20 protein-coding genes are annotated in these 26,979 nt (G+C 43.9%); 9 read left to right on the plus strand and 11 right to left on the minus strand.

The annotated features are described in order from the left end of the window. Positions 1-69: 69 nt before the first annotated feature. The 4 genes from mrdA to H6571_15470 form a co-directional block, all read right to left on the minus strand. Positions 70-1,926 carry a penicillin-binding protein 2 gene (gene mrdA / locus H6571_15455; GenBank protein ID MCB9325136.1) on the minus strand — a complete coding sequence of 619 codons (1,857 nt, stop codon included), beginning with the start codon at positions 1,924-1,926 and terminating at the stop codon, positions 70-72. A 3-nt stretch (positions 1,927-1,929) separates the two neighbouring features. Next, complete coding sequence (locus H6571_15460) at positions 1,930-2,457, minus strand: hypothetical protein (GenBank protein MCB9325137.1); 528 nt, start codon at positions 2,455-2,457, stop codon at positions 1,930-1,932. Next, positions 2,450-3,277: a rod shape-determining protein MreC gene (gene mreC / locus H6571_15465; protein MCB9325138.1), complete on the minus strand. Its 828-nt coding sequence runs from the start codon at positions 3,275-3,277 to the stop codon at positions 2,450-2,452. The genes H6571_15460 and mreC overlap by 8 nt, the downstream gene beginning before the upstream one ends. An 85-nt stretch (positions 3,278-3,362) precedes the next feature. Next, positions 3,363-4,394, minus strand: a complete 1,032-nt coding sequence (locus H6571_15470) for a rod shape-determining protein (GenBank protein ID MCB9325139.1) — start codon at positions 4,392-4,394, stop codon at positions 3,363-3,365. A gap of 484 nt (positions 4,395-4,878) precedes the next feature. On the opposite strand from H6571_15470, the gene dnaN reads away from it, so the two are divergent. Continuing rightward, positions 4,879-5,994, plus strand: a complete 1,116-nt coding sequence (gene dnaN, locus H6571_15475) for a DNA polymerase III subunit beta (GenBank protein MCB9325140.1) — start codon at positions 4,879-4,881, stop codon at positions 5,992-5,994. Positions 5,995-6,049: 55 nt separating this feature from the next. Here dnaN and H6571_15480 read toward each other — a convergent pair whose 3' ends face one another. The 5 genes from H6571_15480 to H6571_15500 all read right to left on the minus strand — a co-directional run bounded on the left by H6571_15480 (position 6,050) and on the right by H6571_15500 (position 12,386). Then, entirely contained in the window at positions 6,050-6,577 is a 528-nt protein-coding gene (locus H6571_15480) for a C40 family peptidase (protein MCB9325141.1), read from the minus strand. A gap of 81 nt (positions 6,578-6,658) precedes the next feature. Next, positions 6,659-7,435, minus strand: a complete 777-nt coding sequence (locus H6571_15485) for an amidohydrolase (GenBank protein MCB9325142.1) — start codon at positions 7,433-7,435, stop codon at positions 6,659-6,661. A 139-nt stretch (positions 7,436-7,574) separates the two neighbouring features. Next, the gene (locus H6571_15490) at positions 7,575-8,216 is read right to left on the minus strand and encodes a 50S ribosomal protein L25 (GenBank protein MCB9325143.1); all 642 of its coding nucleotides are present in this window, start codon (positions 8,214-8,216) and stop codon (positions 7,575-7,577) included. A 116-nt stretch (positions 8,217-8,332) separates the two neighbouring features. Beyond that, positions 8,333-10,660 (minus strand): CotH kinase family protein, encoded by a 2,328-nt coding sequence (locus H6571_15495; GenBank protein ID MCB9325144.1) that lies wholly within the window; start codon positions 10,658-10,660, stop codon positions 8,333-8,335. A 202-nt stretch (positions 10,661-10,862) separates the two neighbouring features. Beyond that, positions 10,863-12,386 (minus strand): 2,3-bisphosphoglycerate-independent phosphoglycerate mutase, encoded by a 1,524-nt coding sequence (locus H6571_15500; protein MCB9325145.1) that lies wholly within the window; start codon positions 12,384-12,386, stop codon positions 10,863-10,865. Positions 12,387-12,782: 396 nt separating this feature from the next. Between H6571_15500 and H6571_15505 the strand changes: the two genes are divergently transcribed. Together H6571_15505 and rbfA are read left to right on the plus strand one after the other, a co-directional pair. Next, complete coding sequence (locus tag H6571_15505; protein ID MCB9325146.1) at positions 12,783-14,150, plus strand: M48 family metalloprotease; 1,368 nt, start codon at positions 12,783-12,785, stop codon at positions 14,148-14,150. A 66-nt stretch (positions 14,151-14,216) separates the two neighbouring features. Beyond that, the gene (rbfA, locus tag H6571_15510) at positions 14,217-14,618 is read left to right on the plus strand and encodes a 30S ribosome-binding factor RbfA (protein ID MCB9325147.1); all 402 of its coding nucleotides are present in this window, start codon (positions 14,217-14,219) and stop codon (positions 14,616-14,618) included. A 60-nt stretch (positions 14,619-14,678) separates the two neighbouring features. Here rbfA and H6571_15515 read toward each other — a convergent pair whose 3' ends face one another. Next, positions 14,679-17,033: a transketolase gene (locus tag H6571_15515; protein MCB9325148.1), complete on the minus strand. Its 2,355-nt coding sequence runs from the start codon at positions 17,031-17,033 to the stop codon at positions 14,679-14,681. 144 nt (positions 17,034-17,177) lie between these two features. Between H6571_15515 and H6571_15520 the strand changes: the two genes are divergently transcribed. Next, entirely contained in the window at positions 17,178-18,494 is a 1,317-nt protein-coding gene (locus tag H6571_15520; protein MCB9325149.1) for a hypothetical protein, read from the plus strand. Between the two features lie 114 nt (positions 18,495-18,608). Then, entirely contained in the window at positions 18,609-20,585 is a 1,977-nt protein-coding gene (locus H6571_15525; GenBank protein MCB9325150.1) for a PD40 domain-containing protein, read from the plus strand. Positions 20,586-20,700: 115 nt separating this feature from the next. On the opposite strand, the gene H6571_15530 is transcribed toward H6571_15525, so the two are convergent. After that, positions 20,701-21,456: a UDP-2,3-diacylglucosamine diphosphatase gene (locus H6571_15530; protein ID MCB9325151.1), complete on the minus strand. Its 756-nt coding sequence runs from the start codon at positions 21,454-21,456 to the stop codon at positions 20,701-20,703. Between the two features lie 224 nt (positions 21,457-21,680). Here H6571_15530 and H6571_15535 point away from each other — a divergent pair, with 224 nt between their 5' ends. From H6571_15535 to H6571_15550, 4 genes are all read left to right on the plus strand, one after another. Then, the gene (locus H6571_15535) at positions 21,681-22,466 is read left to right on the plus strand and encodes an SDR family oxidoreductase (GenBank protein ID MCB9325152.1); all 786 of its coding nucleotides are present in this window, start codon (positions 21,681-21,683) and stop codon (positions 22,464-22,466) included. A gap of 143 nt (positions 22,467-22,609) precedes the next feature. Continuing rightward, positions 22,610-23,515 carry an aldo/keto reductase gene (locus H6571_15540; protein MCB9325153.1) on the plus strand — a complete coding sequence of 302 codons (906 nt, stop codon included), beginning with the start codon at positions 22,610-22,612 and terminating at the stop codon, positions 23,513-23,515. Positions 23,516-23,603: 88 nt separating this feature from the next. Then, positions 23,604-25,733, plus strand: coding sequence for a methylmalonyl-CoA mutase (scpA, locus tag H6571_15545; protein ID MCB9325154.1), 2,130 nt, complete (start codon positions 23,604-23,606; stop codon positions 25,731-25,733). A 95-nt stretch (positions 25,734-25,828) separates the two neighbouring features. After that, the gene (locus tag H6571_15550) at positions 25,829-26,965 is read left to right on the plus strand and encodes a dienelactone hydrolase family protein (GenBank protein ID MCB9325155.1); all 1,137 of its coding nucleotides are present in this window, start codon (positions 25,829-25,831) and stop codon (positions 26,963-26,965) included. Positions 26,966-26,979: the final 14 nt, after the last annotated feature.

The following is a 26,979-nucleotide window of genomic DNA, read 5'->3' on the forward strand; positions in this document are numbered from 1 at the left end:
CATTTATGCAGTTGTTTTGCATAAAGATAGGAAATATCGAAGGGAAAAATACAATTGTTCGCGGGTGTATTATTTTTCCAGTAAAACGGCATCGAGCATGTGCTGTTCCAGGTATTTTCGCGGGAGGCTGATTTCGCCCCGGAGGTATTTTTCGATAACAAGGCTGGCGATAGGTGCTGCAAATGTACCTCCAAAACCACTGTTTTCAATATAAACGGCAATGGCGATCTTTGGATTATCTTTGGGTGCAAAAGCAAAAAAAATAGAGTGATCCTTACCACTTCCCTGGGTATTTTCGGCTGTTCCTGTTTTCCCGCAGATGGGAATATCCCAGATGAAAGCGTTGACGGCGGTTCCCCCCATAACGGCCTTCTGCATTCCTTCGACGACCGGTTCAAAATATTGTTTTTCGACCCCCACCTCATGCTTTTCAAAACTCCTTTTCTCAATAACGTTGCCCTCCACATCCTTAATTTCATTGACAAAATGAGGGGTGTAATAGTAGCCGCGGTTGGCAATAATGGCTGCGAGGTTAGCCATTTGTATATTGGTCATCAGTAGTTCTCCCTGTCCAATACCCATCGAACGCAACCAGATGGAATACCACCGGCCTTCATTTTCATAAACCTTATTAAAGTATTCAACGGTAGGATAATTTCCTTTCTTTTCTCCTGGGAAATCTATGCCCAGCCGTCGGCCCAGCCCGAATTTATCCAGGTAGCTGTTAAAAACGCTCAATCCTTTCTGGGGAGTCAGGTAACCGAACTGGTCGATTATTTCCCTGTAAACCGTGACAAAATAAGCATTACAGGAATGCTGGATGGCCATGGAAACACTGGTACAGGTGGGGTGGTTGTGGCATCCGGTCAGTAACTGACCGTTGTAATAATAACCCTGGTTACAGGTAATGGTCCTGTTGGGGCTGAGCAGTCCCTCCTGCATGGCGACAAGCGCCACAACAGATTTAAAAAGAGACCCCGGGGGATATTGGGCCGAAGTAGCCCTGTTGATAAAAGGCTTGTTGGGGTCCAGTCTTAAAGTATCGAAGGCCGCTCCCCTGTTCCTTCCGATGGAAAGTATATTGGGATCATAGGAAGGAGCACTTACCATAGCCAGAATTTCCCCTGTTCTGGGATCTATGGCTACAACACTTCCTGCCTTATTTTGCATAAGTTTTTCAGCATAAGCCTGCAGGTCGACGTCCAATGTCGTTGCAATGTCAAGGCCGGATACCGGAACAACATCAAGGGCTCCGTTCTGGTAGGAAGCCACCTCTCTTCCCATGCTGTTTTTGAGTATTCTCCGCACTCCTTTTTGTCCCCTGAGATAATATTCGTATTGATTTTCAAGACCAGACGAGCCAATGTAATCCCCCGGTTTATATACATCAGCCGAATCTTTTACTTCTTTGGCATTAACCTCCCGGATATTTCCCAATACATGAGCGCCAAAAGGATACGGATAACTTCTGACAATCCTTTGCTGAACATAAAAGCCGGGAAATTCATACATGCTTTCCTGGAAACGGGTGTAAATTTCAGGAGAGATATTGGTCAAAAATACAAAAGGGGATGATTTACTAAAACGATCATCTTTCCAGTCTTTATTGATCGATTTTTCAAAATACGGTTTGGAAATAGCCAGTAATTTGCAGAATTTTGAAGTATCCATTTTGGGATCCAGCTGGTTGTAAGTGACCAGAAGATCAAACATGGGAATATTATTCACCAGGAGTTTCCCGTTCCTGTCATAAATACCGCCCCGGGAGGGATAAAGAATTCTGCTCCCTGTGGATACTGCATCAGCCCTTTTACTGTAGGTGTCATCAACAACCTGTAGGAAAAAGGCCCTGATGATGAGTGCCACCGCTGCTATCCCGAACATCGCCTGGATATAAAATTGCCGTTCCTTTAGGTTTCCTATCAAAGTTTAATAAGGCTTTGAGTTAAAAATATAAGCAGCCATAATTACAAACACCATTGAGATCACGAAGGATGAAAGGGTTCTCAATAAAATATCAACGATGTAATAATAGGTAAATGCATCCACTGAAAAATAGAAAAAGAGATGTAACATCATCATTATTCCTGAATAAGTTAAATACCAGGTAATTCCGTATTGATCCTTGGTGGGCACGTGATTGATGTTATATCCTTCACGAGGTTCAAGCCAGTTCAGGATCAGGGGTCTTATATAGGCGGTAAAAACTGCTGCACTTGCATGAATTCCCGGAGATTCGTAAAAAATATCTACAAAAAGCCCAAGTGCAAAAGCTAAAAACAGTTGTAATGGGCGGGAAGTACCAAAAGGCATCAGGATGATAAAAAGCGGGTAGATGAGGATATGAAAATGGCGATACCCTCCAATGCTCATCGAAAAACTCTTGAAGATAAGCCCCTGGGCAAGTGCCAGTACCACTAAAAGTAAGATTAAGGATCCTATTGATTTATTATTCATTATTTTCCTGATTCAACTCATCCAATTCTTCCCTAAAAAGATTGTCAACCACATAAACATGCTCCAGCCGGAGTAAATCTTCCTGAAGATCCACTATTATGGTGTAATCATTGTTCCCGTCTTTTAGGTTAAAGCTGCCAATAGTACCGATCATGATACCCGCTGGAAATATATCTGAATAACCGCTAGTCTGGATGGTATCTCCGATTTGTATCTTAACGTGCTTAGGGATAGCTTCCAGGTTTAGTTGCCGGTAATCCGTTCCTTTCCAGACCAGTGAGCCAAAAACGCCGTTTCTTCTGATGCTGGCACTGATGGCAGCCTGCCTGTGTAATATGGTCATGACCTTAGCGTAGTGGGTGGAAACTCCTGTCACAATGCCAACTACTCCTTTTTCGGAGATCACTCCCATATGCATTTTGACGCCGTGTTTGGAACCTCTGTCAATGACCACATTGTTATTGTTTCCAATAATCGCGCGGTTGGTGATGGTGGCTGAAATAAAGGAATAACGTGGCAGGCGGTCAGCGGTTTCTGAGGTGTCCCGTTCCGCTTTATCAAGATAGAAGGAAGCATCAAGCTGGCTTCTCAGCGCGGCATTTTCCTTTTTCAGTGCCTTGATATCTCTATTTAAATGAACATACCCGACGGCATCATCCACTTTTTTTGCTGCAAAACCAATGATGGTGTTGGAAGAACTGAAAAACACCCTGTTTTGGTAATCATTGTAGCGGATGATAATAAAGAAGCAAATCCCCTCCAGCAAAAAAAACATAAAGTGGCCACCGAATCTCAGGAAAAACTGTAGGAGGTTACTCATAGAGTAGTATAAAGAATTAAAAATGATAAATTATAAACGCTAAATTTAAAATTTTTAATCTACCATTTAAAATTTTTCATTTATTTTAGCTGCTTTGTCTGTCGATCAAAAAGGAATACCGGTGGGTATTTTTTAAGGCAAGTCCTGTTCCTCTTACCACAGCCCTCAATGGATCTTCAGCGACATGAACAGGTAGTTTGGTCTTTTGAGAAATCCTGATAGCCAGGCCTCTCAATAACGCGCCTCCACCTGTCAGGTAAAGCCCTGTTTTATAAATATCGGAAGCCAGCTCGGGAGGGGTCATCTCCAGTGCTTTCAAAACAGCTTCTTCTATTTTGGAAATGGATTTGTCTATTGCCTGGGCAATTTCTTTGTAAGTAACGATGATCTGCTTCGGGATACCGGTCATCAGGTCACGTCCGTTCACGGCAAAGGGTTCCGGCGGGTTTTCCAGTTCAGGCATTGCCGAGCCTACGTTGATCTTTATCTGTTCCGCAGTACGCTCCCCGATGAGGATGTTGTGATGCCGCCGCATAAAAGCGACGATATCATTGGTGAATTCATCCCCGGCGATACGAATGGACTGATCACATACGATCCCTGAAAGGGCAATGACGGCAATTTCGGTAGTGCCACCTCCAATATCGATAACCATATTGCCGTTGGGTTCCTCTACATCAAGTCCAATTCCCAGGGCAGCAGCCATGGGCTCATAAATGAGGTATGTTTCCTTGGAATCCACATGGTCGGCAGAATCAAAAACAGCCCTCTTTTCCACTTCGGTGATCCCCGAAGGAATACATATCACCATTTTGAGGTGGGAAAACATCCGGCGTTTGGTTCCGATCATTTTGATCATGCCCTGGATCATATTTTCAGCCGCCTGAAAATCAGCGATCACACCATCTTTCAACGGACGAATGGTTTTGATGTCTTCGTGGGTTTTTTCGTGCATCTGCATGGCTTTCGTCCCCACCGCAATGGTTTCTTTGGTCAACCGATTGATGGCGATGATTGATGGTTCATCCACGACTACCTTTCCATCCTGTATGATAAGTGTGTTGGCAGTGCCAAGGTCTATAGCTAGTTCCTGCTTGAAGAAGCTGAATAACTTCATTTAAATCTCTTTATTTTTTCCCATGGTTACACAAAACAGGCAAATCATTAATCACAATTATCCCATTCTGTTTTGTCAATCGGTAAAATTAATCCAATTACAACTATAAAACGCAAATCAACGCAAATTTTGTGTAAAAAGAAAATAAAGAAGTCCTAATATTTATTGTAAAGCTCCCCATTATTTCCGGCTTTGTCATTATCTCACCCCATATAGACGAAAAATCACTCCGTTCGGTTTTTCTGCCCGGGCCGATGCAGGGGCAAATTCACAAAAGTATACCTTTTTAACAGATATCAATTAAACGGGCTGCCTGAAAGAAGAGCCGGCTAAAATCAAAAATGTTTGATTTTTTTCCTTATTCTATGTACACTTTGTGCATTTATCCACAATTTGTGGATTTTTTTATAGTGCATATATGGATAAGAAAAGCTATTTTTGTGGCTAGCGAACGACCAGTGAAGCAATAAAAAAAATTAGACAAATGAAATTCAGTGTATCCTCTTCAGAATTACTTAAACAGTTGCAAATAGCAGGCGGTGCCATAGGTTCAAATCCTGTTCTTCCCATCCTCGAAGATTTTTTATTCTCTATTTCGAATAATAAACTGACCATTGCCGCAACGGACCTTGAAACCTCCATTATCACAGAACTTGAAGTGATGGCGGATTCAGATGGTGTGGTGGCTATCCCGGGGAAGATCCTGCTGGAAACCCTCAAGGCGTTACCTCAGCAACCTATCACTTTTGCCATCGACGAGGATAATTATAGTATTGAGATCACTTCTGCTTTTGGTAAATACCGGCTCGCCGGGGAAAACGGGCAGGATTTTCCAAGTATTCCGGAAGCTGATTCAACGGATTCCATTTCCATTCCGGCACAAAGACTGGCACAAGGCATCAATAAAACTATTTTTGCCGCAAGTAATGATGAGTTGCGTCCCTCTATGACGGGAGTGTATTTCCAGATAGACTTCAATAAGCTTACTCTTGTCGCTACAGATGCACACAAACTGGTCAAATATACCTTTACGGATGTGGAAAGTGAGGTCTCCACCTCTTTTATTGTGCCTAAAAAAGCGCTTAATCTTTTGAAAAATGCACTTCCTTCCGGGGATGATGTGAAGTTATCTTTTAATAAGGCACACACTTTTTATTCCTTTGGCACAACACAATTGATCACCCGACTTATCGATGCACGTTATCCTGATTACAATGCGGTCATTCCGGTAGATAATCCTAACCTGCTTACGGTTAACAAAAATGATTTCCAGCACTCTCTGAAACGTATCGTCATTTATGCGAATAAAACGACCAACCAGGTGGTGCTAAACATCAATGACGGAAGCCTTACCGTTTCTGCTCAAGACCTCGATTTTGCCAACGAAGCTACAGAACAACTGACCTGTAGTTACACAGGATCTCCATTGAATATTGCTTTCAATGCAAAGTTCCTCGTGGAAATGCTGAGTGTACTGGATTCTGAAGAGGTGAAAATTGAGTTGTCTGAACCTTCCCGGGCGGGCATTTTATCTCCGGTCGAAGAAGTCGAAGGGGAAGAAATTTTGATGCTGGTCATGCCCGTGATGCTGAGCAATTAAACAAGGAAAAAATAGCCCATTAAGATTGAAAATGCGTTAAGCATTTAATCCATTTTTATTGCTCGCTTGCTAAAGCCATGTCGACCACGTTTCGGGCAGAAGATATTTTGGGTTTCCAGTATTTTGATTTTGAAATATTGTCAATGACTACCCCCCTTGAGGTGCTGTGGATGACTTCAAGCCCGTCTTTTGTATTCGATACCACCATAGCCACGTGAAACACTTTTCCCGCTTCACTTCGTTTGAAAAAGATCAAATCCCCGCATTTTACATCTTTCAAGGCGACCTTTTTTCCTTCTTTAGCCTGTAATTTTGAACTGGCGGAGACTTTTATATCAAAGGCCTTCAATACATAATTCGTAAATCCGGAACAATCAAACCCTCTTGGATCTTTTCCTCCATACATATAATTCACTCCTACCTGCTTTTTTGCATATTCCAGAATATCCTGTCGAAGGAAATCTTCTTTGGACAACATGCGTGTTGAATCGACATGATCGGAAGTGCCAAAAACCGAGACACATTGGGTGAGAAAAAAACCGGATATCACCAATAACAAGAGAAGATTATTTTTCAATTTCATGTACAGTCTTTAATGTTTTTAGAGTGAAAGTCTCCACTATCGTTTAATCTGGTTACAGAAACGACATGAATTTGAGAATTATTATGTGGTAAAATCAAATAAATCTCTGTCCTGGAGAAAAGATAAGCGGGCGCGAAAATCCTGTTGAGCCGCCATGGACAGGTTTGTGGTGTTAATGCATGCCTCTGATCCGGCTTCAAAAAGGAGGTGTCCTGAAAAATCGTAGAGCATTGAATCCCCTGCATAATCAAATCCATTCCCGTCATGCCCGATCCGGTTGACCCCCAGGCAGTACGCCTGGTTTTCAATGGCTCTGGCCGCCAACAATTTTATCCAATGTTGGCGCCGCTTATCTGGCCAACTGGCCACATAAACCAGTAAATCGTAGTCTTCCGTATTTCTGCTCCAGACAGGAAATCGAAGATCATAACAAATTAGGGGCATTATTTTCCACCCCCGGTATTCCACCACAAGGCGACTTTGACCGGGCTTATAATGATCTCCTTCCCCGGCAAGGGAAAAGAGATGGCGTTTATCATACTGTGAAATACTACCGTCAGGTTCGACAAAAAGGAGCCTGTTGTAATAATGGTTTCCTTTCCGGATGATACAACTGCCCATGATGGCAGCGGATAAGATAGCTGATTGTCTTTTGAGCCATTGAATAGTCTCACCTTCCATCTCTTCTGCGAGATTTTGGGCATTCATGCTAAACCCCGTGGTAAACATTTCCGGCAAAACAATTAAATCTGTTACTCCTTTTAGAGGTTGGAGGATGGATTCAAAATGAGTCAAATTGGCGGGCTTATCTTCCCAGGCCAGGTTGCTTTGAATTAAGGAAACACGCAAATCTTCCATACACTTTGATTTTGATGTAAAATCTAGCCTGTAAAGGTAAAAAAAGACGGGGTATTCGCTACAAACAGAAAAAGCGCAGGTACTCATGAGAGTACCTGCGCCTTAATATTTTTTATTTATAGCCTAAATCGGGTATTGATTAGGCTTCATCTCCACCTTCTTCGGCAGTGTCTTCACCTTCTTCATCCCCAACAAGACCACCGACCTTATCTTTTGCAGCTGAAGCACTACGCAATGCACGTGGTATTTCAATGGTAGCTACGGGCGTTCCACTCGGGTTGACAACCTCTATTCCTTCGAGCTTATCAATATCCCTCACACGAACGGATTGACCGATTTGCAATTTAGAAACATCCAGTGTCAGTTCATCCACCAAATATTCAGGAGTGGTTTTAATGGTGATCCGACGCAGGTTTTTCTGTAAAGAACCTCCGATTTTCACACCGGGAGCCGAACCCTGAAATTTAACAGGCACCTGAACGGTAATTTTCCGATTATCCAGCAATTCGATGAATTCAATATTCTCGAGTGCATCCGTTACCGGGTGAAAGTGTCTTTCTTTGACAATACACCTGTGCTTGGTACCATCGATATCAATGTCAGCCAATTTGAAATCAGAGGTATAGATCAAAGATTTTACTTCTTTAATGGTAACCGCAAAGTGTTTAGCATCACCCATGCCATACATGGCACAAGGAATTAACCCTTCACGTCTCAAAGCTTTTGTGGCTTTTTTACCAGTTTCTGTTCTTTTCAGTCCTTTTAAAGCAACTGTTTCCATTATATATGTTTTATACTGTTCTTTCAACAAAAATGAGCCCGAAATGATCTTCCCTATCAAAACGGCACGCAAAGATAGAAGTTTTTTCTAAAAAAAGAACATTAGATCAAGAACTTCTATAAAATTTCTTTTGCTCTTAGGATTAAAAGTAAAATACAGAGTACTACAACCGCTGCGGCAAGCCCCATTTGCATCCACTGGGTCTGTACCTGTCGAATGCGGCTTTCGACGTAAAAAGGGTTGGGGGCATTAGGCGTACCATTATTGTAATGGACTTCCCAGTTTTCAAAATCTGCATTGTCAAGCGTAGGCAACAAAAGGGAAACCGTAAAAAAGGAATCTGTTGGGGGGACCTCAAAATGCACACTATCGACCACCGCTCCCAAACGTGAAAACAACCCTAACGTTTCCATTCTTTTGTTTATTCCGAAATTCAAGCCGCTGACCACATTGTAGGCCGTAGGGAAAGTACCCAAAAATTTTACAGAATCCCGGCACACTACGAGGTAATCATTGGGAGAAATATTGACATCGGGCAGTATGAATTCATTTTTACTGTCAGTTAGCACCCATCCCTCCATACTGATCACCTCATCCGTTTGATTGTACAACTCGATCCAGTCTCCGGTTTTTTTATTAAAAGGGCACACTTCATTGATCATCACTTTTCCGGCAAGGGGATGGGAATATTTTTCAAAGACCGCCGTCAGATCATAGGCTTCTTCTTTAAGTTTCAGCTCAAATCCTCGAACCTGCTCGTCAAGGTCAATACCTTCCCATTTGACAAACCGATATCCGTAGTCTGCAACGGCCCGTACCGTGATCGGATACTTTTCGAAATAACTGCCCTCAAACAAATTTTGCCGGACGCTGATATTGTTGTTGAGATAAATGGTACCTCCCCGGGTGGCCTTCAGTTTAAAGGGACGTATAGCTCCTGTTGGAAAATAATCCATGAGTTGCATACGCGTATAGGAGGGGCGTTCAGCGGCAAAGGTTTGCATAATCCTTACCTCTTCCTGCCATTTTTCAAGGCTAAGGTTCCAGCGGTTGAGATGCCTCGGGATTTCAGGTAGCAATACCTGGTACATGTCGTTTATTTTCTTCCCTACTTTTCCAGGGGAAAAAGACTCATTGAGATGATCCGCGAAACGGTTGACAAAAGTCCTTTCAAATTCAGGATTTTTCAGCAGCTTTCTTAAAATAAAAGTACTCCATGGGGGGTTGGGCCAACGTGGGCCATCGGGTTTCGTGTGAAACTTCAGACTATTATTGCGAAAAGCATTCTCATCATACAATCCGAATCCCCAATCGGTATCGTAGAGTATCCATCGCCAGCGGCCCTGTTCTGTTTGAGGGCGCCAGTATTTGATATTGCCACCAGCATCCTGGTTGTCAAAATAGATCTGAGCAATCTGGTAATCGATAAAGTTATCCACTTCCATCTGAGTTTGCACCCATTGGTAATTTTCAGGAACGCTCAAATCTTTTTCCTGGAGAAAATTCAACAAATTGCCATAGTGTTCTTTATTCCCCAGATCACTGATGAAACGGTGTTCCATCATGTCAATGCTATCCTTATCTGCCTCAGAATGGCTTTCAATAAAATATCGGTTTATTTTCTCACGAATGTTGTAAATTCCCCAATAAAAACCATTGATATAAACATGAGCCGGGCGATAGGCCTGTGTTTCAATATCCCAGTCTTCCACCAGCCCGGTCATAAGCCCGTCCCTGAACAGGGATTTCCTGGAGTCACTACCTGAATTTCGCAAGACCAGGTATTTGAATTTTTTAGGCTCTCCTTTTCCGAAAATCGGGTAGTCAATGCTGTTTTGTCCATATCGCTGTCGTGCTACGATGGCGAGGGATTTTTGCGGGAACAAACGGCTCATCCCGCCAAAAAGACGCAGTCCGCTAAGATTGCTGTACACATTTGTGCCGTCATTTTCAAAGATGTCTATATGTACGCGCACTTCCTTGCGGCTCCAGAAATTGGCTCCCGGTTTAGTCCATAAAGAATCCACGGCATGGCTACCTTTCATAAACAAACCATTGACCGGATCGAATAACACAAAAGGGGTCACTCCAATGGAAACGACAGGGAAGTCGGTTTCCGGTTCATTGATAAAATAGGTCTGCCCCACTTCCCGGCTCCTGCTTTTGTGCCTGTAGGCCAAAACGCGAACCACCGTCGTTTCCCTGATCAGGATAGGTTTTGTGTAAAATTTGGAACTTAAGGATGGGCGTGAACCGTCGAGTGTATAATAAACAGAGGATCCCGGAGCAGATATTTCCAGTTCTACCTCGTCACGATAAAATCCACCTTCAGCAGAGAAGTTTATTTCAATAGGGTCTTCCAACTGTTGAATTGCATCACCCTGTGACCAAAGGGCAGTATTGCAAAGCAAGAGGACAAAGGTAAAAAATGTGATTCCTTTCAATGCCGTTTGTATAATTAGAAAATCGTAAAAAGGCTGGTTATGGTGGATTTTGCAGGGTACGTTTCAGTAAATTTTATAATTCGTACCCTTTCATCTCCATCTATTCCTTTTTAACCAATCACACCATGTTTAACAAATTTGCTCCATCATTGCCTTCTCAAAACATGGATATTCAGCGAAGTTATAATTTTTTTGCAAAAAATCAACTCTTTTTGATCAGTACCTCCCCATCCATTTCCTTTGGAATTTCAACATCTAAAAGCGTCAGGATGGTTGGCGCAATATCGGCCAGCTTGCCATTTTTTACGATATACTGACCGGCTCTTTGGCTGACCAGAATAAAAGGTACCGGGTTCATGGTATGCGCCGTGTTGGGCGTTCCGTCTTCATTGACCATATAGTCGGAGTTGCCGTGATCGGCGATGACGATGGCATCGTAACCATTGGCCAGGGTAGTGGTAATGAGCCTTTGGACACAGCCGTCAACCGTTTCAGCGGCTTTCATGGCAGCTTCGAAGACGCCAGTATGTCCCACCATGTCCGTATTGGCATAATTCAGGCAGATAAAATCAGGTTTATGGGCTTCAATTTCCGCAATAATGGCGTCTGTGATGCCTGCAGCACTCATTTCAGGCTGAAGATCATAAGTAGCTACTTTGGGCGAAGGGATCATGATGCGGCTTTCGCCTTCAAATTCACTTTCCCTGCCGCCCGAAAAGAAAAAGGTCACATGCGGGTATTTTTCGGTTTCGGCAATGCGCACCTGGGTTTTATTGTTTTTGGAAAGAATTTCTCCCAGGGTATTGGTCAGGTTGTCTTTTTCAAAAAGCACCTGGATGTTTTTGAAGGTATCGTCATATCGGGTCATGGTAAAATACTCGAGATCCAGTTTCTTCATGCCAAATTCCGGCATATCCTTCTGCGTTAGTACCAGCGAAATTTCACGCGGGCGGTCAGTCCTGAAATTGAAACACAGGGCGACATCACCGTCTTTGATCTTTGCATTCTCACCACCACAGAAAATGGGTTTCACAAATTCGTCGGTCACTCCTGCGTCATAACTTTCCTGAAGTGTCTTTAGGACATCATCCGATTGCACCCCTTCTCCTTTGACCATAAGGTCGTAAGCCAGCTTGACGCGCTCCCATCGCTTGTCGCGATCCATCGCGTAATAGCGTCCGATAACGCTGGCGAGTTTCGCGGTTTTTCCATCATTGTGCCTGATAAGTTCTTCCAGGAAACCCAATCCGCTATGAGGATCAGTGTCGCGGCCATCCAAAAAGGCATGGATAAATACCTCTTTAACCCCTTCTTGGTGGGCAATATCGCAAAGCGCTTCGAGATGTTTGATGTGAGAATGGACTCCTCCATCGGAAACCAGGCCAAAAAGGTGCAAGGCAACGCCTTTTGATTTTGCGATTTGAAATGCCCTTTTTAGCGCTTCATTATGTCTCATCTGATCCTCCCGAATCGTCTTGTTGATCCGGGCCAGTTCCTGGTAAACGACCCTTCCGGCACCGATATTCATGTGGCCCACTTCGGAGTTGCCCATCTGTCCTTCAGGCAAACCGACCTGTTCTCCAAAAGTTACAAGTTCTGAACTGGGGTATTTTTTATACAGCCCGTCCACAAAGGGAGTATTGGCTTGTGCAATGGCACTTACTTCCGGTTTAGGCCCGTGGCCCCATCCGTCGAGAATGATTAAAATTACGCGTTGATCTGACATGTTTTTGTTTATTTAAATGAAGGCCAGGGCTGAAAAGTCACTTTTTAGATTTAAATCAGTCACAAAGAAAACCAAGTTTTCTCCAAAACATAAAGGTAAAGGCTCTTTAGTAAAATGATAAATTTAAAATGATAAATTTAAAATTTTAATAGGCTCCATTTCCGGGTGCTGAAATAACTGCCTTTTGATTTTATTTTTTCGTAATACTTTAAGGAAAAAACCTTAAATTTAAGGTTATCTGCGAAAATTTGTATTTAAGAAATTCTCTTCAAATAAAAAGGAAAAATTATGAGCAAAATCAGCTTCACCACCAAATTATTGATCATTCTGTTTTTACCCGTCATTTTTGTCGTAGATTCATGTGTCACCAATCCGGTTACCGGTAAAAAAGACTTCATGCTAATGTCTGAAAAGCAGGAAATTGCCATGGGAGCCGCATCGGATCCATCCATTATAGCCGGTTTTGGATTGTATCCCAACGATGAAATTCAGGCTTTTATCAATCAAAAAGGGCAGGAAATGGCCAGAATTTCCCATCGCTCCAACCTGAATTACGAATTTAAAGTCTTAGACTCTCCTGTTGTAAATGCTTTTGCTCTTCCCGGAGGTTATGTTTATTTTACCCGTGGCATCCTGGCTCATTTTAATAATGAAGCCGAATTCGCCGGTGTCCTGGGGCATGAAATCGGGCACATTACAGCCCGCCACTCTGCCAAACAATACAGCAAGCAGGTCGTTGGGCAGCTGGGACTGATCGTTGGGATGGTCGTATCCGAAGAATTCGCCAAATATGCTGATGTGGCCAATACAGGATTGGGGCTGTTATTTTTGAAATTCGGCCGTGATGCTGAAAGCCAATCCGACCAGCTCGGGGTGGAATATTCCACCAAAATCGGCTATGACGCCCATGAAATGGCTGGTTTTTTTCAGACCCTGAACAGGTTGAGCGGAGGCCCTGAAAACAGGATACCCGTTTTCACTTCCACTCACCCTGACCCTGTGGACAGGCATGATAAAACGGATGCCGCAGCCACCCAATGGCAACAAAAAGATTCCCATACCCGCTATGCAGTGAACAGGAATGAGTACCTGCGCATGATCGAAGGCATTGTTTACGGAGAAGACCCCCGCCAGGGATTTGTGGAAAACAATATCTTTTATCATCCTGAGCTGAAATTTGAATTCCCTGTGCCGGGAAACTGGGCAGTGCAAAATACCCCTTCGCAAGTGCAGATGGCCCCTGAAGACGGCAAGGCTCTTATGATACTCTCACTGGCTCCGGGAAATTCCCTGGGCGCCGCTGCCGACAGTACTTTGGTCCAGTTTGGGCTGACACAGATCAGTCGCAAAAACCTATCGGTCAACGGTTTTTCCGCTATTGAAATGATCGCCGATCAAACCCATGACCAGCAGCAACAACCATTGCCGCAGGAGCAACAAATCAGAACACTGACTTACCTCATTCAATACAATGGGATGATCTATAAATTTATCGGGCTTAGTCTTAAAACAGACTTTTCTGCTTATGAAAATCATTTCATGCGCACCATGAATAATTTTAAGACCCTTACCGATCAAAGTAAAATCAACAAACAACCCGAGAGGATCCGCATCCAGACCATCACCTCCAACGGAACGCTGAAGGATGCTCTACGTGCCCTTAACCAACCCAGTGACCGACATGAAGAGCTCTCTATCCTTAACGGAATGGAACTCACCGATCCTGTGACCAGGGGCATGCTGATCAAAACAATCGGGCAGTAGTAAAATGGGAAATGGAAAGATACTAAATACCTTTCTCAGAGAAATAGTATTTAGTATCTTTGCCCCATGGAAAAAGAGACAAAAAGGCAAAAGCAGACAGCTGAATTGGTAAAACGCCATTTCAGTATTGTATTGCAGCAGGAAGGAAGTTACATTTACGGCATGGAACCACTCGTTACGGTCACATCGGTGAAGATGTCTCCGGATCTCGGTTTGGCAAAAATATACCTCAGCATTTACAATACGGAAGACAAACAGGCCGTCCTGCTTGAAATGGAAGCGGTTTCTCAAAAATTGCGGCAAAGTTTATCTCAGCGGATCAAAAAACACGTACGACGGATTCCCAATATTTCTTTTTTTATTGATGAAACAGTGGATGAGATGTATCGGGTAGACAGTCTTTTTGATAAATTGTATGAAGAGAATCAAATGGGAAACGATGAGGAGGATGAGGACGAATCAGAATAAATGATTGGATAAAACAGATCAAAAAAAAGCCTTCTATTGAATCCTTGAAATAATTAAAATTTAGAACCTTTCAGGTTCTGCCTCGAGCATCATTTCCAAAATTACTTCATAAACATCATCCGGATTGGGTTTGGAATAATAATCCCCATCAGAAGCATAAGCCGGGCGATGTGCCTGGGCCGTAATGGTTCTCGGCTGAGCGTCCAGGTGAAAATATCCTTTTTGTTCCTCGAGCACATGTTGCATCATATAGGCTGCGGCCCCGCCCGGCACATCCTCGTCCAGGAAAACGATCCGGTTGGTTTTTTTCAACGATTCAACAATGCGATGTTCAATATCAAAAGGTAATAAAGTTTGAACATCTATCAATTCTACCGAGATATCCAGTTTTTTTAGCATTTCGATAGCTTCCTGCGCGATCCTCACGCAGGAACCGTAGGTTACGAGCGTAACATCTGTTCCCTGCTCCAGTACTTCGGGGATTCCCAGAGGCACCGTAAAAGTATCGTAATTATCAGGCAATTTTTCCTTGAGTCGGTAACCATTAAGGCATTCGATCAATATCGCCGGGTCATCAGACTCGAGCATGGTATTGTACATGCCTGCTGCCTGTACCATATTTCTTGGGGTAAGGATATATATTCCTCTCAATCCTCCGAGCAACAAACTCATGGGTGAGCCGGAATGCCAGATTCCTTCAAGCCGGTGACCGCGTGTGCGGATGATGGCCGGAGCCATTTGTATATTATTGGTCCTGTATCGCAACGTGGCCAGGTCGTCGGAAAGAGGAGAATAAGCATAAATGAGGTAATCCAGGTATTGGATCTCAGCAATGGGGCGCAACCCCCGCATCGCCATGCCTATGGCTTGCCCGATAATCGTCCATTCGCGAATGGACGTGTCAAAAACGCGGTGTGCTCCGAATTTTTCCTGCAACCCGGCGAAGCCCTGATTTACGCCTCCGATCACCCCTACATCTTCTCCAAAAGAATAAACTTCCTTTCTGTTTTGAAGGGTTTTGTCAAAAAACCTGTTGAGTACTTCATAACCGTTGAGCAGGGGAGATTCATCTGAGTACCGGGCTTCGACCACCGGAACCTTTAACGCTGACCTGTTTGTTTCACTGTAGAGGTGTGAATGATACCTACGGGCCATGCGCTCATCAACTTCCCGGAGGAATGCAACGAGTCGGTCTTTTTCATCCAGGGTCTCTTTTCTCAGCAAAAAGAGCATCTTTTTAATATTGCGCACTATTTCAACACGAACAGGATTGATGAGTGTCTCCAGCTCATTGCGAATATCCTGCACTTCCTGCACCGGGTATTTTTCCGCGATGGAGGTGTAAATAACTTTTAAAGCTTCACGGTTTCTTTTTATCGGTTCGTGGTAAGCTTTCCAGGCATTGTCCTTAGCTAACTTCGCTTCCTTCAGTGCTTTGTTTTCCAGGTTGAACAAAGCTTCTTCGTCAGCAATTTCATTGTTGATGATCCACTGGCGGAATTGCAAATTACAATCATATTCACGTTCCCACTCCAGCCTTTCTTTAGACTTGTATCGCTCGTGTGAGCCTGATGTAGAGTGGCCCTGGGGTTGGGTGAGTTCATCTACATGAATCAAGGCAGGGGTATGAGTTGCTCTGGAGACCCCCACGGCTTCCTGATACACTTTGCAAAGAGCAATATAATCCCATCCGTTGACCCGGTAAATTTCGATTCCGTTGGTGCCTTCTTCTTTTTGAAATCCCCTGAGAGCACGGGAAATGCTATCCTTTACCGTCTGTACGCTTCTGGGTACTGAAATCGCATAACCATCATCAAAAACGGAAACCACCAGGGGGATTTGTGTTACCCCGGCAGCGTTCATTGCTTCCCAGAAAGGTCCTTCGGAAGTACTTCCATCCCCGATATTACAAAAGCAAACCTCTTTCCCTTGATCAGAAAAGGGCGTTTGTTGCAATAAGGGACTTTCTTTGTAAACTTTAGAAGCATAGGCCAGGCCAAAACCACGAGCCATCTGACCCGCCGTAGTGGAAATATCAGAAGAAAGATTGTATAAATTTTTATGAGGCAGCCACTCCCCCTTTTTGTCAATGAGTGGGGTAGCATGATGACCATTCATCTGCCGGCCTCCGGAAAATGGATCGTTATCTCCATCGGCATAAAGCTGGGCAAAAATATCTTCTATTTTGCACAGGTTAAGGGCGATTAAAAGCGTATGGCCCCGGTAATAGTCGGCGCGAAAATCTCCCTGCTCAAAAACCTTGGCCATTGCCACATGGAGTAATTCCTTTCCATCGTCATAAACGCCGAATTTAGCCCGGCCAATAAGCACCTCTTTGCGAATAAGCAGGCTCACCTGCCTGCTGACGCAACAGGTATAATAATCCCGCAAAATCTCTTCCCGGCTGAATTTAATTTCTCTCCTTTCCTGTAAAAATGTTCTGCTCAAATTGGAAGTAATTGTAAGGAACGGGCCAATTCCCAAATTTAATTATTGGGCAAATATACGAAATATTTAATGCAAGAAATTTTTTACCTTGTTCTCTGAATGCGATAAAACATGCTAAAAGACACCAATCAAATACCAACAAAGCCCAAATGGCTGCGCGTCCTGGAGCAACAGAGCTGGCAGGCAGAACTAGTCATTTCCGGGATTGCCATCTTTGGTTCCCTACAGATTCCCGCCATTCTTTTCAATACCATTGACTTCGTCCTGGTCAGTTTTTCCGATAGCAGTTTACTGTATTTTGAATATTTTTTTATTTACCTCCTGATCGGTATAAGGATACTGATTGCAGGGTTTATCATTCATTTCGTGCTAAGAGCTTTATGGGTGGGAATGTTAGGCCTCGTCTCGGTTTTTCCGCAGGGAATTGGGGATTCGACCAGTATTTATTCCTCCCATTTTCTTGAAAAATTGAAGAAGGAATTCCCCGATATTAATGCTTTTAACCAAAAACTGGACAACCTTTGCAGCCTGTTGTTATCTATTTCGGCCCTCGCCGTTTTAATTTTTTTGACCATCGCAGGCTGGGTTTTGATGGTGATCATCCTGCATAATGTGTTGTCTACATTCCTGTCTAAGGATACTGTTATCCTGATTATGGAGATTCTTGGAGCGCTGGTAGTGCTGTTGTTTTTTTTCCTTGCCTTGTTGAATACTAAAAAATTCAGAGAAACTACAATTGCAAAAAGATTCCAATATCCGCTAAGCCGTGGGTTTAATAAGGGTTTTACGCATATTTTTTACGAACCTTACCTGTATATTTTCTTAACCCTTATCACCAATTTAAAACTCAAAGCCAATCAAAAAATAATGTTTTTCGCCGGTTTTTTTACTCTTGTCATGTTCTTTTCCATTGACCTCGGCTTTTCAAATATCAGGTATTTTGATTCCGACAATTATTTTAGATTAAACAGCAAAGACTATACTTCTTCTGCATTAAACTATGAAGACCAGTTTCGTGGAAACCGGATAGTGAGACCTGTCATTCCATCGGAAATCATCAGAGACGATCACCTCCGGCTTTTCCTGCCTTGGTATGACAGAGAAGACAGCTTCCGGACAGTTCTTTGCGGAGAGCCTTCTCTCGGCGAGGCCATGGAAAAGGATGAAAAATGGCGCATCGAGGGATTGTTTAATAATGATTGCATGACAAAATATTATACGATTTTTATCGATGACAAAGTCATTCCCGGGGTGATTTTTCGAAAACATTACCATGAAAATAATGAGGAGGAAGGCTCCCTGACTTACATTGCGCTTGATTCGTTAAAGAACGGGCCTCACCTCTTGAAAATAGAACGGGGATACACCAACGACAAAGGGGAAAAAGCCATTCAGTTTATCCCTTTTTTGCTGGAGAGGAAAGAATAATCCCCGTTTCTTTTTCCGGGGAGCGCGTTACATAAATAAGCTGCTTTTCAGGCAGAAGCTTTGGTTTCACGTCCTTATCTTTGTAAAAAAAAACATACCCAAAACCGTCCTGTAATGTTCAACAAAACACTATTGATCCTCTTGGTCTTTTTTTTTCCTTTCATGGCTTTCGCACAAATCGAAAAGACAGCCACTGAGATGGCCGTCGATTATTACCAGGAGGGAGAAGCTGCCCTGTTGAACAATAACATCAAACAGGCGAAGCGTCATTTTGAGAAATCCCTCCAAATGAATCCCAATATAGTGTCAGCTTACCGTGGTCTCGGGATTTGTTATGAAATTGAATACCGGTACGAGGAAGCCCTGGATGCCTATGAGAAAATATTGCAATCTGATTCCCTTTTTTCCAGGATTCTTTATTACCAAATGGGGGAGATTTGTTATAAACTCGGTCGCGCAAATCAGGCACTGGAATATTTTCACCAGTATGAAAAGCTTCAAAATACAGCCTTTAGTGAATTTGGTTTCAACGGAGAAAAGGAACTTGAATTTGAGCCGGAATACCTCCGGAAACTGCCGGCAAACATTAAAGCCTGCCAGATCTCTCTCGACTCTGCCAAATTTGTCAATATCACTACTGTTCTCAACCTGGGGCCTGAGATCAACACAAAAGCAATAGAGTATTTCCCTTTTCTTTCCAATGACCAAAGGCTCATCTTTTTTAACCGGAGGAAAAACGCTTTTTCGGATGAAGACCTTTATTACAGCAGGCTGATCGAAGACAACTGGACCCCCGGGAGCCCTGTCCAAAATCTGAATACCACTGGAAACGAAGGGATGCCCAGTCTGGTTCGGGACGGCCGTAAGATGTACTTTACGGCCTGTGGCCGCCAGGGTGTGTTGGGCACATGTGATATTTGGGAAGCCGAGGTCAAGGGGCATTACATTGAATCGGTGGACAAACTGAGCGGGTTTGCCAATTCCGACAAATGGGAATCCGAAGCAGCCGTAAGCTGTGATGGGCGAACCTTGTATTTCGCCAGTACCCGCGATGGGGGTTATGGCGGTACTGATCTTTGGTATAGCATAAAACAGGGCACAGGGTTATGGTCCCGTCCCATCAATATGGGGCCGAAGATCAACACCCCCTATGACGAGGAATCCCCTTTCATTACCAACGATGGCAAAACCCTCTACTTCGCTTCTACAGGACATCCGGGCCTTGGCGAGCAGGATATTTTTGTCAGCTGGTACGATGGAAAGTCTGAAGAGTGGAGCGTTCCCATCAATATTGGCCCTCCCGTAAATTCTCCTTTCAGGGAACTCGGGTTCTTTCTCTCTGCGGACGGCAGAACCGGGTATTTTGCCAGTGATCGTCCTGGCGGATTCGGAGAAATGGATATTTACAAATTCGAACTCAATGAGACCTTATTCAGCGATCCCATCACCTTTGTTGAAGGTTTTGTAAGAGATTCCGTGAGTAGTGAACCCATTGCCACCACCGTAAATATCAAAGGTCGTAAACCGATCCAAACCAAAGAAGACGGCCGTTTTTTTCTTTGTGTCGGTGCGGATGAGCTACTCGACTTTGAGGTTTCCCAGAAAGATTACCTTCCCCTAAAGGCACAATTTGCCATTCCCGAATGGGATAACAGGCAATTTTATGTCGTCGATTTATTATTGCAACCGATCTCCTTTTTCCTGGATCCTGAACCTGTTCCCGACCCTGACCCTGACCCTGAACCCGAACCAACCGGGCGAAGGGAAGTCACCTATACCTGGACCATCTATTTCCAGTTTGACCAGTCGCAGCTCAATCCCAACGAGATGAACAAGGTGGTTGATTTTATCGAAGATGTTAAAAATAAGAACATTCAAAAAGTTGATATCATCGGATATGCAGACGATATCGGTGACGAATTCTACAACCTGACGCTTTCAGAAGAACGTGCCAAAACGGTAGCCATGATTCTCATCGACAATGAAATGATCGTGGATAAGATTTACCTGGAAGGAAAAGGAGAAATCAAAGACGGCGCCCTGAAGATCAAAAACAGAAGGGTGGATCTAAAGGTGGTGGTGTGGGAATGAAAAAAATAACCCATTGTCTGGATCAGGATGCTCAGGATTTGGGGATTTACAGGATTTTAATCGGGCCAATCCTGAAATTTTGTGAATCCTGATCCTGGCTACATTAAAGAAATACTCACCCGGTTACATCAAAATACTCAAGTTTTAGCTCTTCCCCGTCAAATACAGCATAGGAGTAATAGCTGAGCCAGTCGCCGAGATTGATATACCTTGTTTTTCCATTTTCTAACAGGTGGTCGATAGGTAGATGGCGATGGCCAAAGACAAAATAATCCACCTCATGGGTTTTTATTTTACGGTTGCAATAGGCGATGAGCCATTCTTTATCCTCTCCCAGGAATTTATTTTCATGCATATTGGTATCCCGACTGAGGCCCGACCAAAAATTGGCGATTTTGATTCCGAAATTGGGATGAAGGCGAGCGAAAAGCCATTGGCAAACAGGATTGGCAAATATTTTTTTGATCATCTTATATCCATGATCCCCAGGACCGAGGCCGTCGCCGTGACCCAGAAAAAAGGTTTTTCCCTGAATTTTTCGGATAATGGGCTTGCGGTAGGTGGGAATATCCAGTTCATCTTCAAAATACCTGAACATCCACATATCATGGTTGCCCGTGAAAAAATAGATTGGAATGCCTTCATCACGCAATTCTGCCAATTTGCCGAGCAGGCGCAAATGCCCCTTCGGCACCACCGTTTTGTATTCAAACCAAAAATCAAATACGTCTCCCAACAGGTAAATGGCCTCCGCATCCTGACGGATTTGCTCCAGCCATTGTATAAGCTGCCTTTCTCTTTCCTTACTTGTAAATTTTGCATCAGACCCCAAATGAAAATCCGAGGCGAAATAAGTTTTCTTTTTCGTCACGTGCTTGTTGGTTACATTGATTTTCCAGGAAAAAAATCCTGCCTGTTCTGTTTTATTAGGTTTAAAGCATAAATTTATGCTTTACCGTGCACAAAATGATGATTTTTGCTTCCATTTTTGCTGTGTACCATATAAACAGTCGCAAAGGTCACCTCTTTGTTGAACAGCCTGATTTATGCGATTTCATGTACTATAAAATTTAGAAACGAATAAAATAATTGCCCATGAATTTGGATCTAAAAGGAAAAAATGCCCTGGTCGGAGGAAGTAGCCGGGGAATTGGAAAAGCCAGCGCCATTGAGCTGGCAGCCCTGGGAGCAAATGTTACCCTCGTCTCCCGATCTCCCGAAATAATGGCTGAAGTACTCAATGAACTGGATCAAAGCCAGGGACAACAACACGATTTTTTGGCGGTCGATTTTTCGGACTATCATGACGTGAAGAAACGTGTCAAATCCTACTTATCCAACAAACACATCCATATTTTGGTCAACAATACGGGCGGCCCTCCGGGCGGGCCCATCACCGAAGCTAAAATCCAGGAGTTCTTACAGGCCTTTAACAATCATGTGCTCTGCAACCACCTGATTACCAAATATGTGATCAAGGGCATGAAAGCAGACGGTTATGGCCGAATCATCAATATCATCTCCACTTCGGTAAAAGCCCCGCTTAGCGGTCTTGGCGTTTCAAACACGATCCGGGGCGCCGTAGCCAACTGGTCCAAAACAATGGCCAACGAACTGGGCCCCTTCGGTATCACCGTCAACAACGTGTTGCCCGGCGCGACCAATACCGGCCGGTTGCAGGAGATTATCATTGATAAGGCAGCAAAAACAGGAGCCAGCGAGCAGGAAATTTCCGGCAAAATGAAATCATCCATCCCCCTGGGCCGATTTGCGGAACCCAAAGAGGTGGCCGCAGCCGTAGCTTTCCTCGCTTCCCCTGCCGCAGCATATATCAATGGCATCAATCTTCCTGTGGATGGAGGCAGGACGGTTTGTTTGTGATGCGTTGATATTTTGATGTTGCGATACTACGATGTTATGATATTATGATGTGGATTAAGGAGACATCTTCGTGCAGAGCCTTAAAGAGGTGCAAAAAGGGGGCTTCTTAAACGGATGTATGAATTTAATAAACTTGTACTGCTATGAATTACAATCGCTTAGGGAAATCGGGGATTCTGATCAGTGAAGTGTCGATGGGATGCATGTCTCTCAATATTGATGAACCTGAAAAAGCCGCAAAGCTCATTCACACGGCAATTGATCTCGGAATCAATTTTTTTGACACCGCAGATCTGTATGATCAAGGCAGGAATGAAGCCCTGGTAGGCACAGCCATAAATGGTAAAAGGGAAGATGTTGTTATTGCCACGAAAGTGGGAAATCAGTGGAACGAAAAGGGTACCTCCTGGAGTTGGAACCCACGGAAAGCATATATTCTTTCGGCAGTTGAAGAAAGTTTGAAAAGGTTGAATACGGATTATATCGACCTTTATCAATTACACGGAGGCACCCTCGAAGATCCGATCGAAGAAATCATCGAAACTTTCGAATTTTTGAAAGAGCAAGGCAAAATCAGGTCATACGGCATATCCTCTATCCGACCCAATGTTATCCGTGAATACATCAAACGTTCCAATATTGATAGTGTGATGATGCAATACAGTTTGCTGGATCGCAGGCCGGAAGAAGTATGCCTGGATCTACTTGGAAATCATGGCATTTCCGTGATCACTAGGGGCACGCTGGCAAAAGGATTACTGGCCGGAAAACCCGCCCAACCTTACCTGGACCATTCCACTGACCAGGTCAAGGCTGCCTCAGATGCCATTAAGGCTGTTGCCCATAAAATGAACCAACCTGAATGTGCTACCGCATGCCAATATGTTTTGCAATCGCCTGCCGTCGCCTCAGCCGTCATCGGTTTTCGTACCCTGGAACAACTTTTAGGTTGTATCACTCGCGGCAACAATTTAACAAAGCTGGAAACTGTCGATCTCAAAATTCTTCAGGAAAGTACCTCTGCCTATATCTATGAAAGCCATCGCTAACCAGTACAGTGAAACAAGCAACCAGCAAGGGTAAGCAGTTTTCCCATATTTTCTGTAACTTTCAGCCAAGATGATAAATTGAAAACAAATGTCTAAACCTGATTTTCAAAAAATACCTTTCGATCCAAATATTTTCGAAAATGTAACCCAAACGCCTTCCGCTCCCTGGAAAGCGGCTGAAGGCATCGAAGTCAAGCCCGTTTATACCGCCGGGGATATTTCGGAGATGGAACATATTGGTTTTGTGGCAGGTGTTCCCCCTTATTTGCGCGGACCTTACAGTACGATGTATGCGGTTCGGCCCTGGACCATCCGGCAATATGCGGGGTTTTCCACCGCAGAGGAGAGCAACGCTTTTTACCGCCGCAACCTGGCACAGGGGCAGAAAGGGTTGTCGGTGGCTTTTGACCTGGCTACGCACCGGGGTTATGATTCCGATCACGAGCGCGTCAAAGGAGATGTCGGAAAAGCCGGCGTAGCCATCGACAGTGTGGAGGATATGAAAATCCTTTTCGACCAGATTCCGCTCGATAAGATGTCGGTTTCCATGACGATGAACGGGGCTGTGATCCCTATTATGGCTTTTTATATCGTTGCGGCAGAAGAGCAGGGAGTGGCCCCGGCGCAATTGAATGGAACCATTCAAAACGATATTCTCAAGGAATTCATGGTGCGCAATACCTACATCTACCCGCCGGGACCTTCCATGAAGATCATCGCCGATATTTTTGAATACACGGCTCAAAATATGCCCCGTTTCAATTCCATCAGCATCAGCGGGTACCATATTCAGGAAGCGGGGGGGACGGCAGATATCGAGCTGGCGTACACCTTGGCGGATGGACTGGAGTACCTGCGCACAGGGATCAGGGCAGGCCTGGAAATTGATGATTTCGCCCCGCGGTTGTCTTTTTTCTGGGGCATAGGCATGAACCATTTTATGGAAATCGCCAAAATGCGGGCCGGCCGACTGCTGTGGGCAAAGATCGTAAAGCAATTTGACCCCCAAAATGAAAAATCAATGGCCCTGCGCACCCATTCGCAAACTTCGGGATGGAGCCTCACGGAACAGGATCCTTACAACAATGTGGCCCGCACCTGTATTGAGGCGCTGGCGGCCACGCTGGGCGGCACCCAATCGCTTCATACGAATGCGCTGGATGAAGCCATAGCCCTTCCCACTGATTTTTCGGCCAAAATTGCCAGGGACACGCAAATTTTCCTGCAAAAGGAAACCCATATCACCAAAGCCGTTGATCCCTGGGGCGGATCGTATTACGTGGAATACCTTACCGATCAACTGGTCAAAAAAGCATGGGCACTCATAGAAGAGGTGGAGGCACTCGGCGGCATGACCAAAGCCATTGAAAAAGGCCTTCCCAAAATGCGCATCGAGGAAGCCGCCGCGAAAAAGCAAGCCCGCATAGACAGCGGGAAAGATAAAATAGTTGGGGTAAATATATTCCGGATCGAAGAGGAAGCCGAGATGGATATCCTGGACATTGATAATGCTGCTGTCAGGGAGTCCCAGATCGAAAGGCTGCGCCATTTGAGGAGCGACCGCGATGAAAAAGCGGTACAGGCTGCCCTGGAATCCCTTTATCAATGTGCCGTTTCCGGGGAGGGCAACCTGCTCGACAAAGCTGTGGATTGTGCACGCCTCCGGGCTACCCTGGGAGAAATTTCAGATGCGATGGAGCGCCAATTCGGTCGTTTTGTCGCGACCACGCACGCCATTTCCGGTGTTTATTCAAGTGAAATAAGTATGGATGAATCCTTCAAAAAAGCCCTCGAACTTTCCGACAAATTTGCCGAAATAGAGGGCCGCCGCCCCAGGATCATGATCGCCAAGCTGGGCCAGGATGGTCACGACCGTGGCGCCAAAGTTATCGCCACCAGTTTTGCCGATATCGGCTTTGATGTGGATATCGGCCCGCTCTTCCAGACCCCGGCAGAGGCCGCCAGGCAGGCGGCAGAAAACGATGTACACATCCTCGGCATCTCTTCTCTCGCCGCCGGACACAAATCCCTCGTGCCCGAAACCATTGCGGAGTTGAAAAAACTGGGCCGGGAAGACATTCTGATCATCGTAGGCGGGGTCATTCCCCAGCAGGATTACGACTTCCTTTATGATCACGGGGTGGCCGGTATCTTTGGTCCGGGTACAAAAATTCCGGAAGCCGCAGGTAAGATTTTGGAGGTTTTGATGGGGGCGTGAGAGGTTGTGTGGCTTTTTGAATAAAAACATTCCGTTATAAGGTAATTGGGAGGGGATATGCGCAATGCTGATATAATACGTTATAGCCCATTAAAATGAAACAACTTGCAACTATATTAATCTTGATTTTGAGTTCGGTTGGTTTATATGCCCAAACGACTGATACATTTCTTTTGCACTATCCGATTTCAAAATATGATACAATCGATTATGAAAGAATAATTGAAAAATCGGATAACAATAAGTTGATTCATGTCCGAGATTATTATGCAAACGGACAGATTCAAATGGATGCCAATTATTCGAATTTTGATAAAAATATAAAAGAAGAACTTCAATGTAATTATCGCACAAACACAAAACTGGGGAAATATATGGAGTGGTCAAAAAATGGACAATTGATTTATGATGCAAAATACAAAAATGGATTAAGAGACGGATTAGCCGTTTCATGGTATGACAGCGGGATTAAAGAATCTGAAAAAAAATGGAATAATGGACAATTAAATGGGATTTGCAAATATTGGAATGATAAGGGAGATTTAGAGTATGAAATAACATTCAAGAATGGTATTAATCAATTCCCAGAAACAGCATCGTATAATTACGTAACATATTTGCCAACAGATTATGTAAATGATACTCTTAAAGAATTTCCTTTGTTAATTTTTCTGCATGGCGGCTCTGCCCGTGGGACAGATACGCTTGATTTATATGATGCTGGACCATTTGACCAAATTTATAGGGGACGTAATTTTCCATTCATAGTTGTTTCTCCACAATGTCCTAGACATCTTCGCTGGTCGACTGAAAACTGGTTTGAGAATTTTTATTACGACTTGATAGAAAAATATAGGATTGATACAAACAGGATTTATTTAACAGGAGAGAGTTTAGGTGGTTCTGGAACTTGGTTTCTTGCATCAAAATATCCTGATAAATTTGCAGCGATTGCGCCAATGAGTGGATTTACAAGCCACATGGATTTCATTGATAAAAATATTGATAAATTAACGAATATTCCGATTTGGGCTTTTCACGGAAGAATTGATAATGTCGTTCCTTTCGAAGAAACAGAAAGGATAATAAAAAAACTGGAAGGGAAAAATGAGTATTTAAAATTCACAGCTGAAACTAATGTTGGACATTGGATTCACTGGTTGATTTATCCAAATCAAGAATTGTACGATTGGTTTTTGAAATATGATAAAAGACTGAAAAACAAAAATTAACGGGCTATAACACG

Source organism: Lewinellaceae bacterium, from assembly GCA_020636105.1.
Classification (GTDB): Bacteria; Bacteroidota; Bacteroidia; order Chitinophagales; family Saprospiraceae; genus BCD1.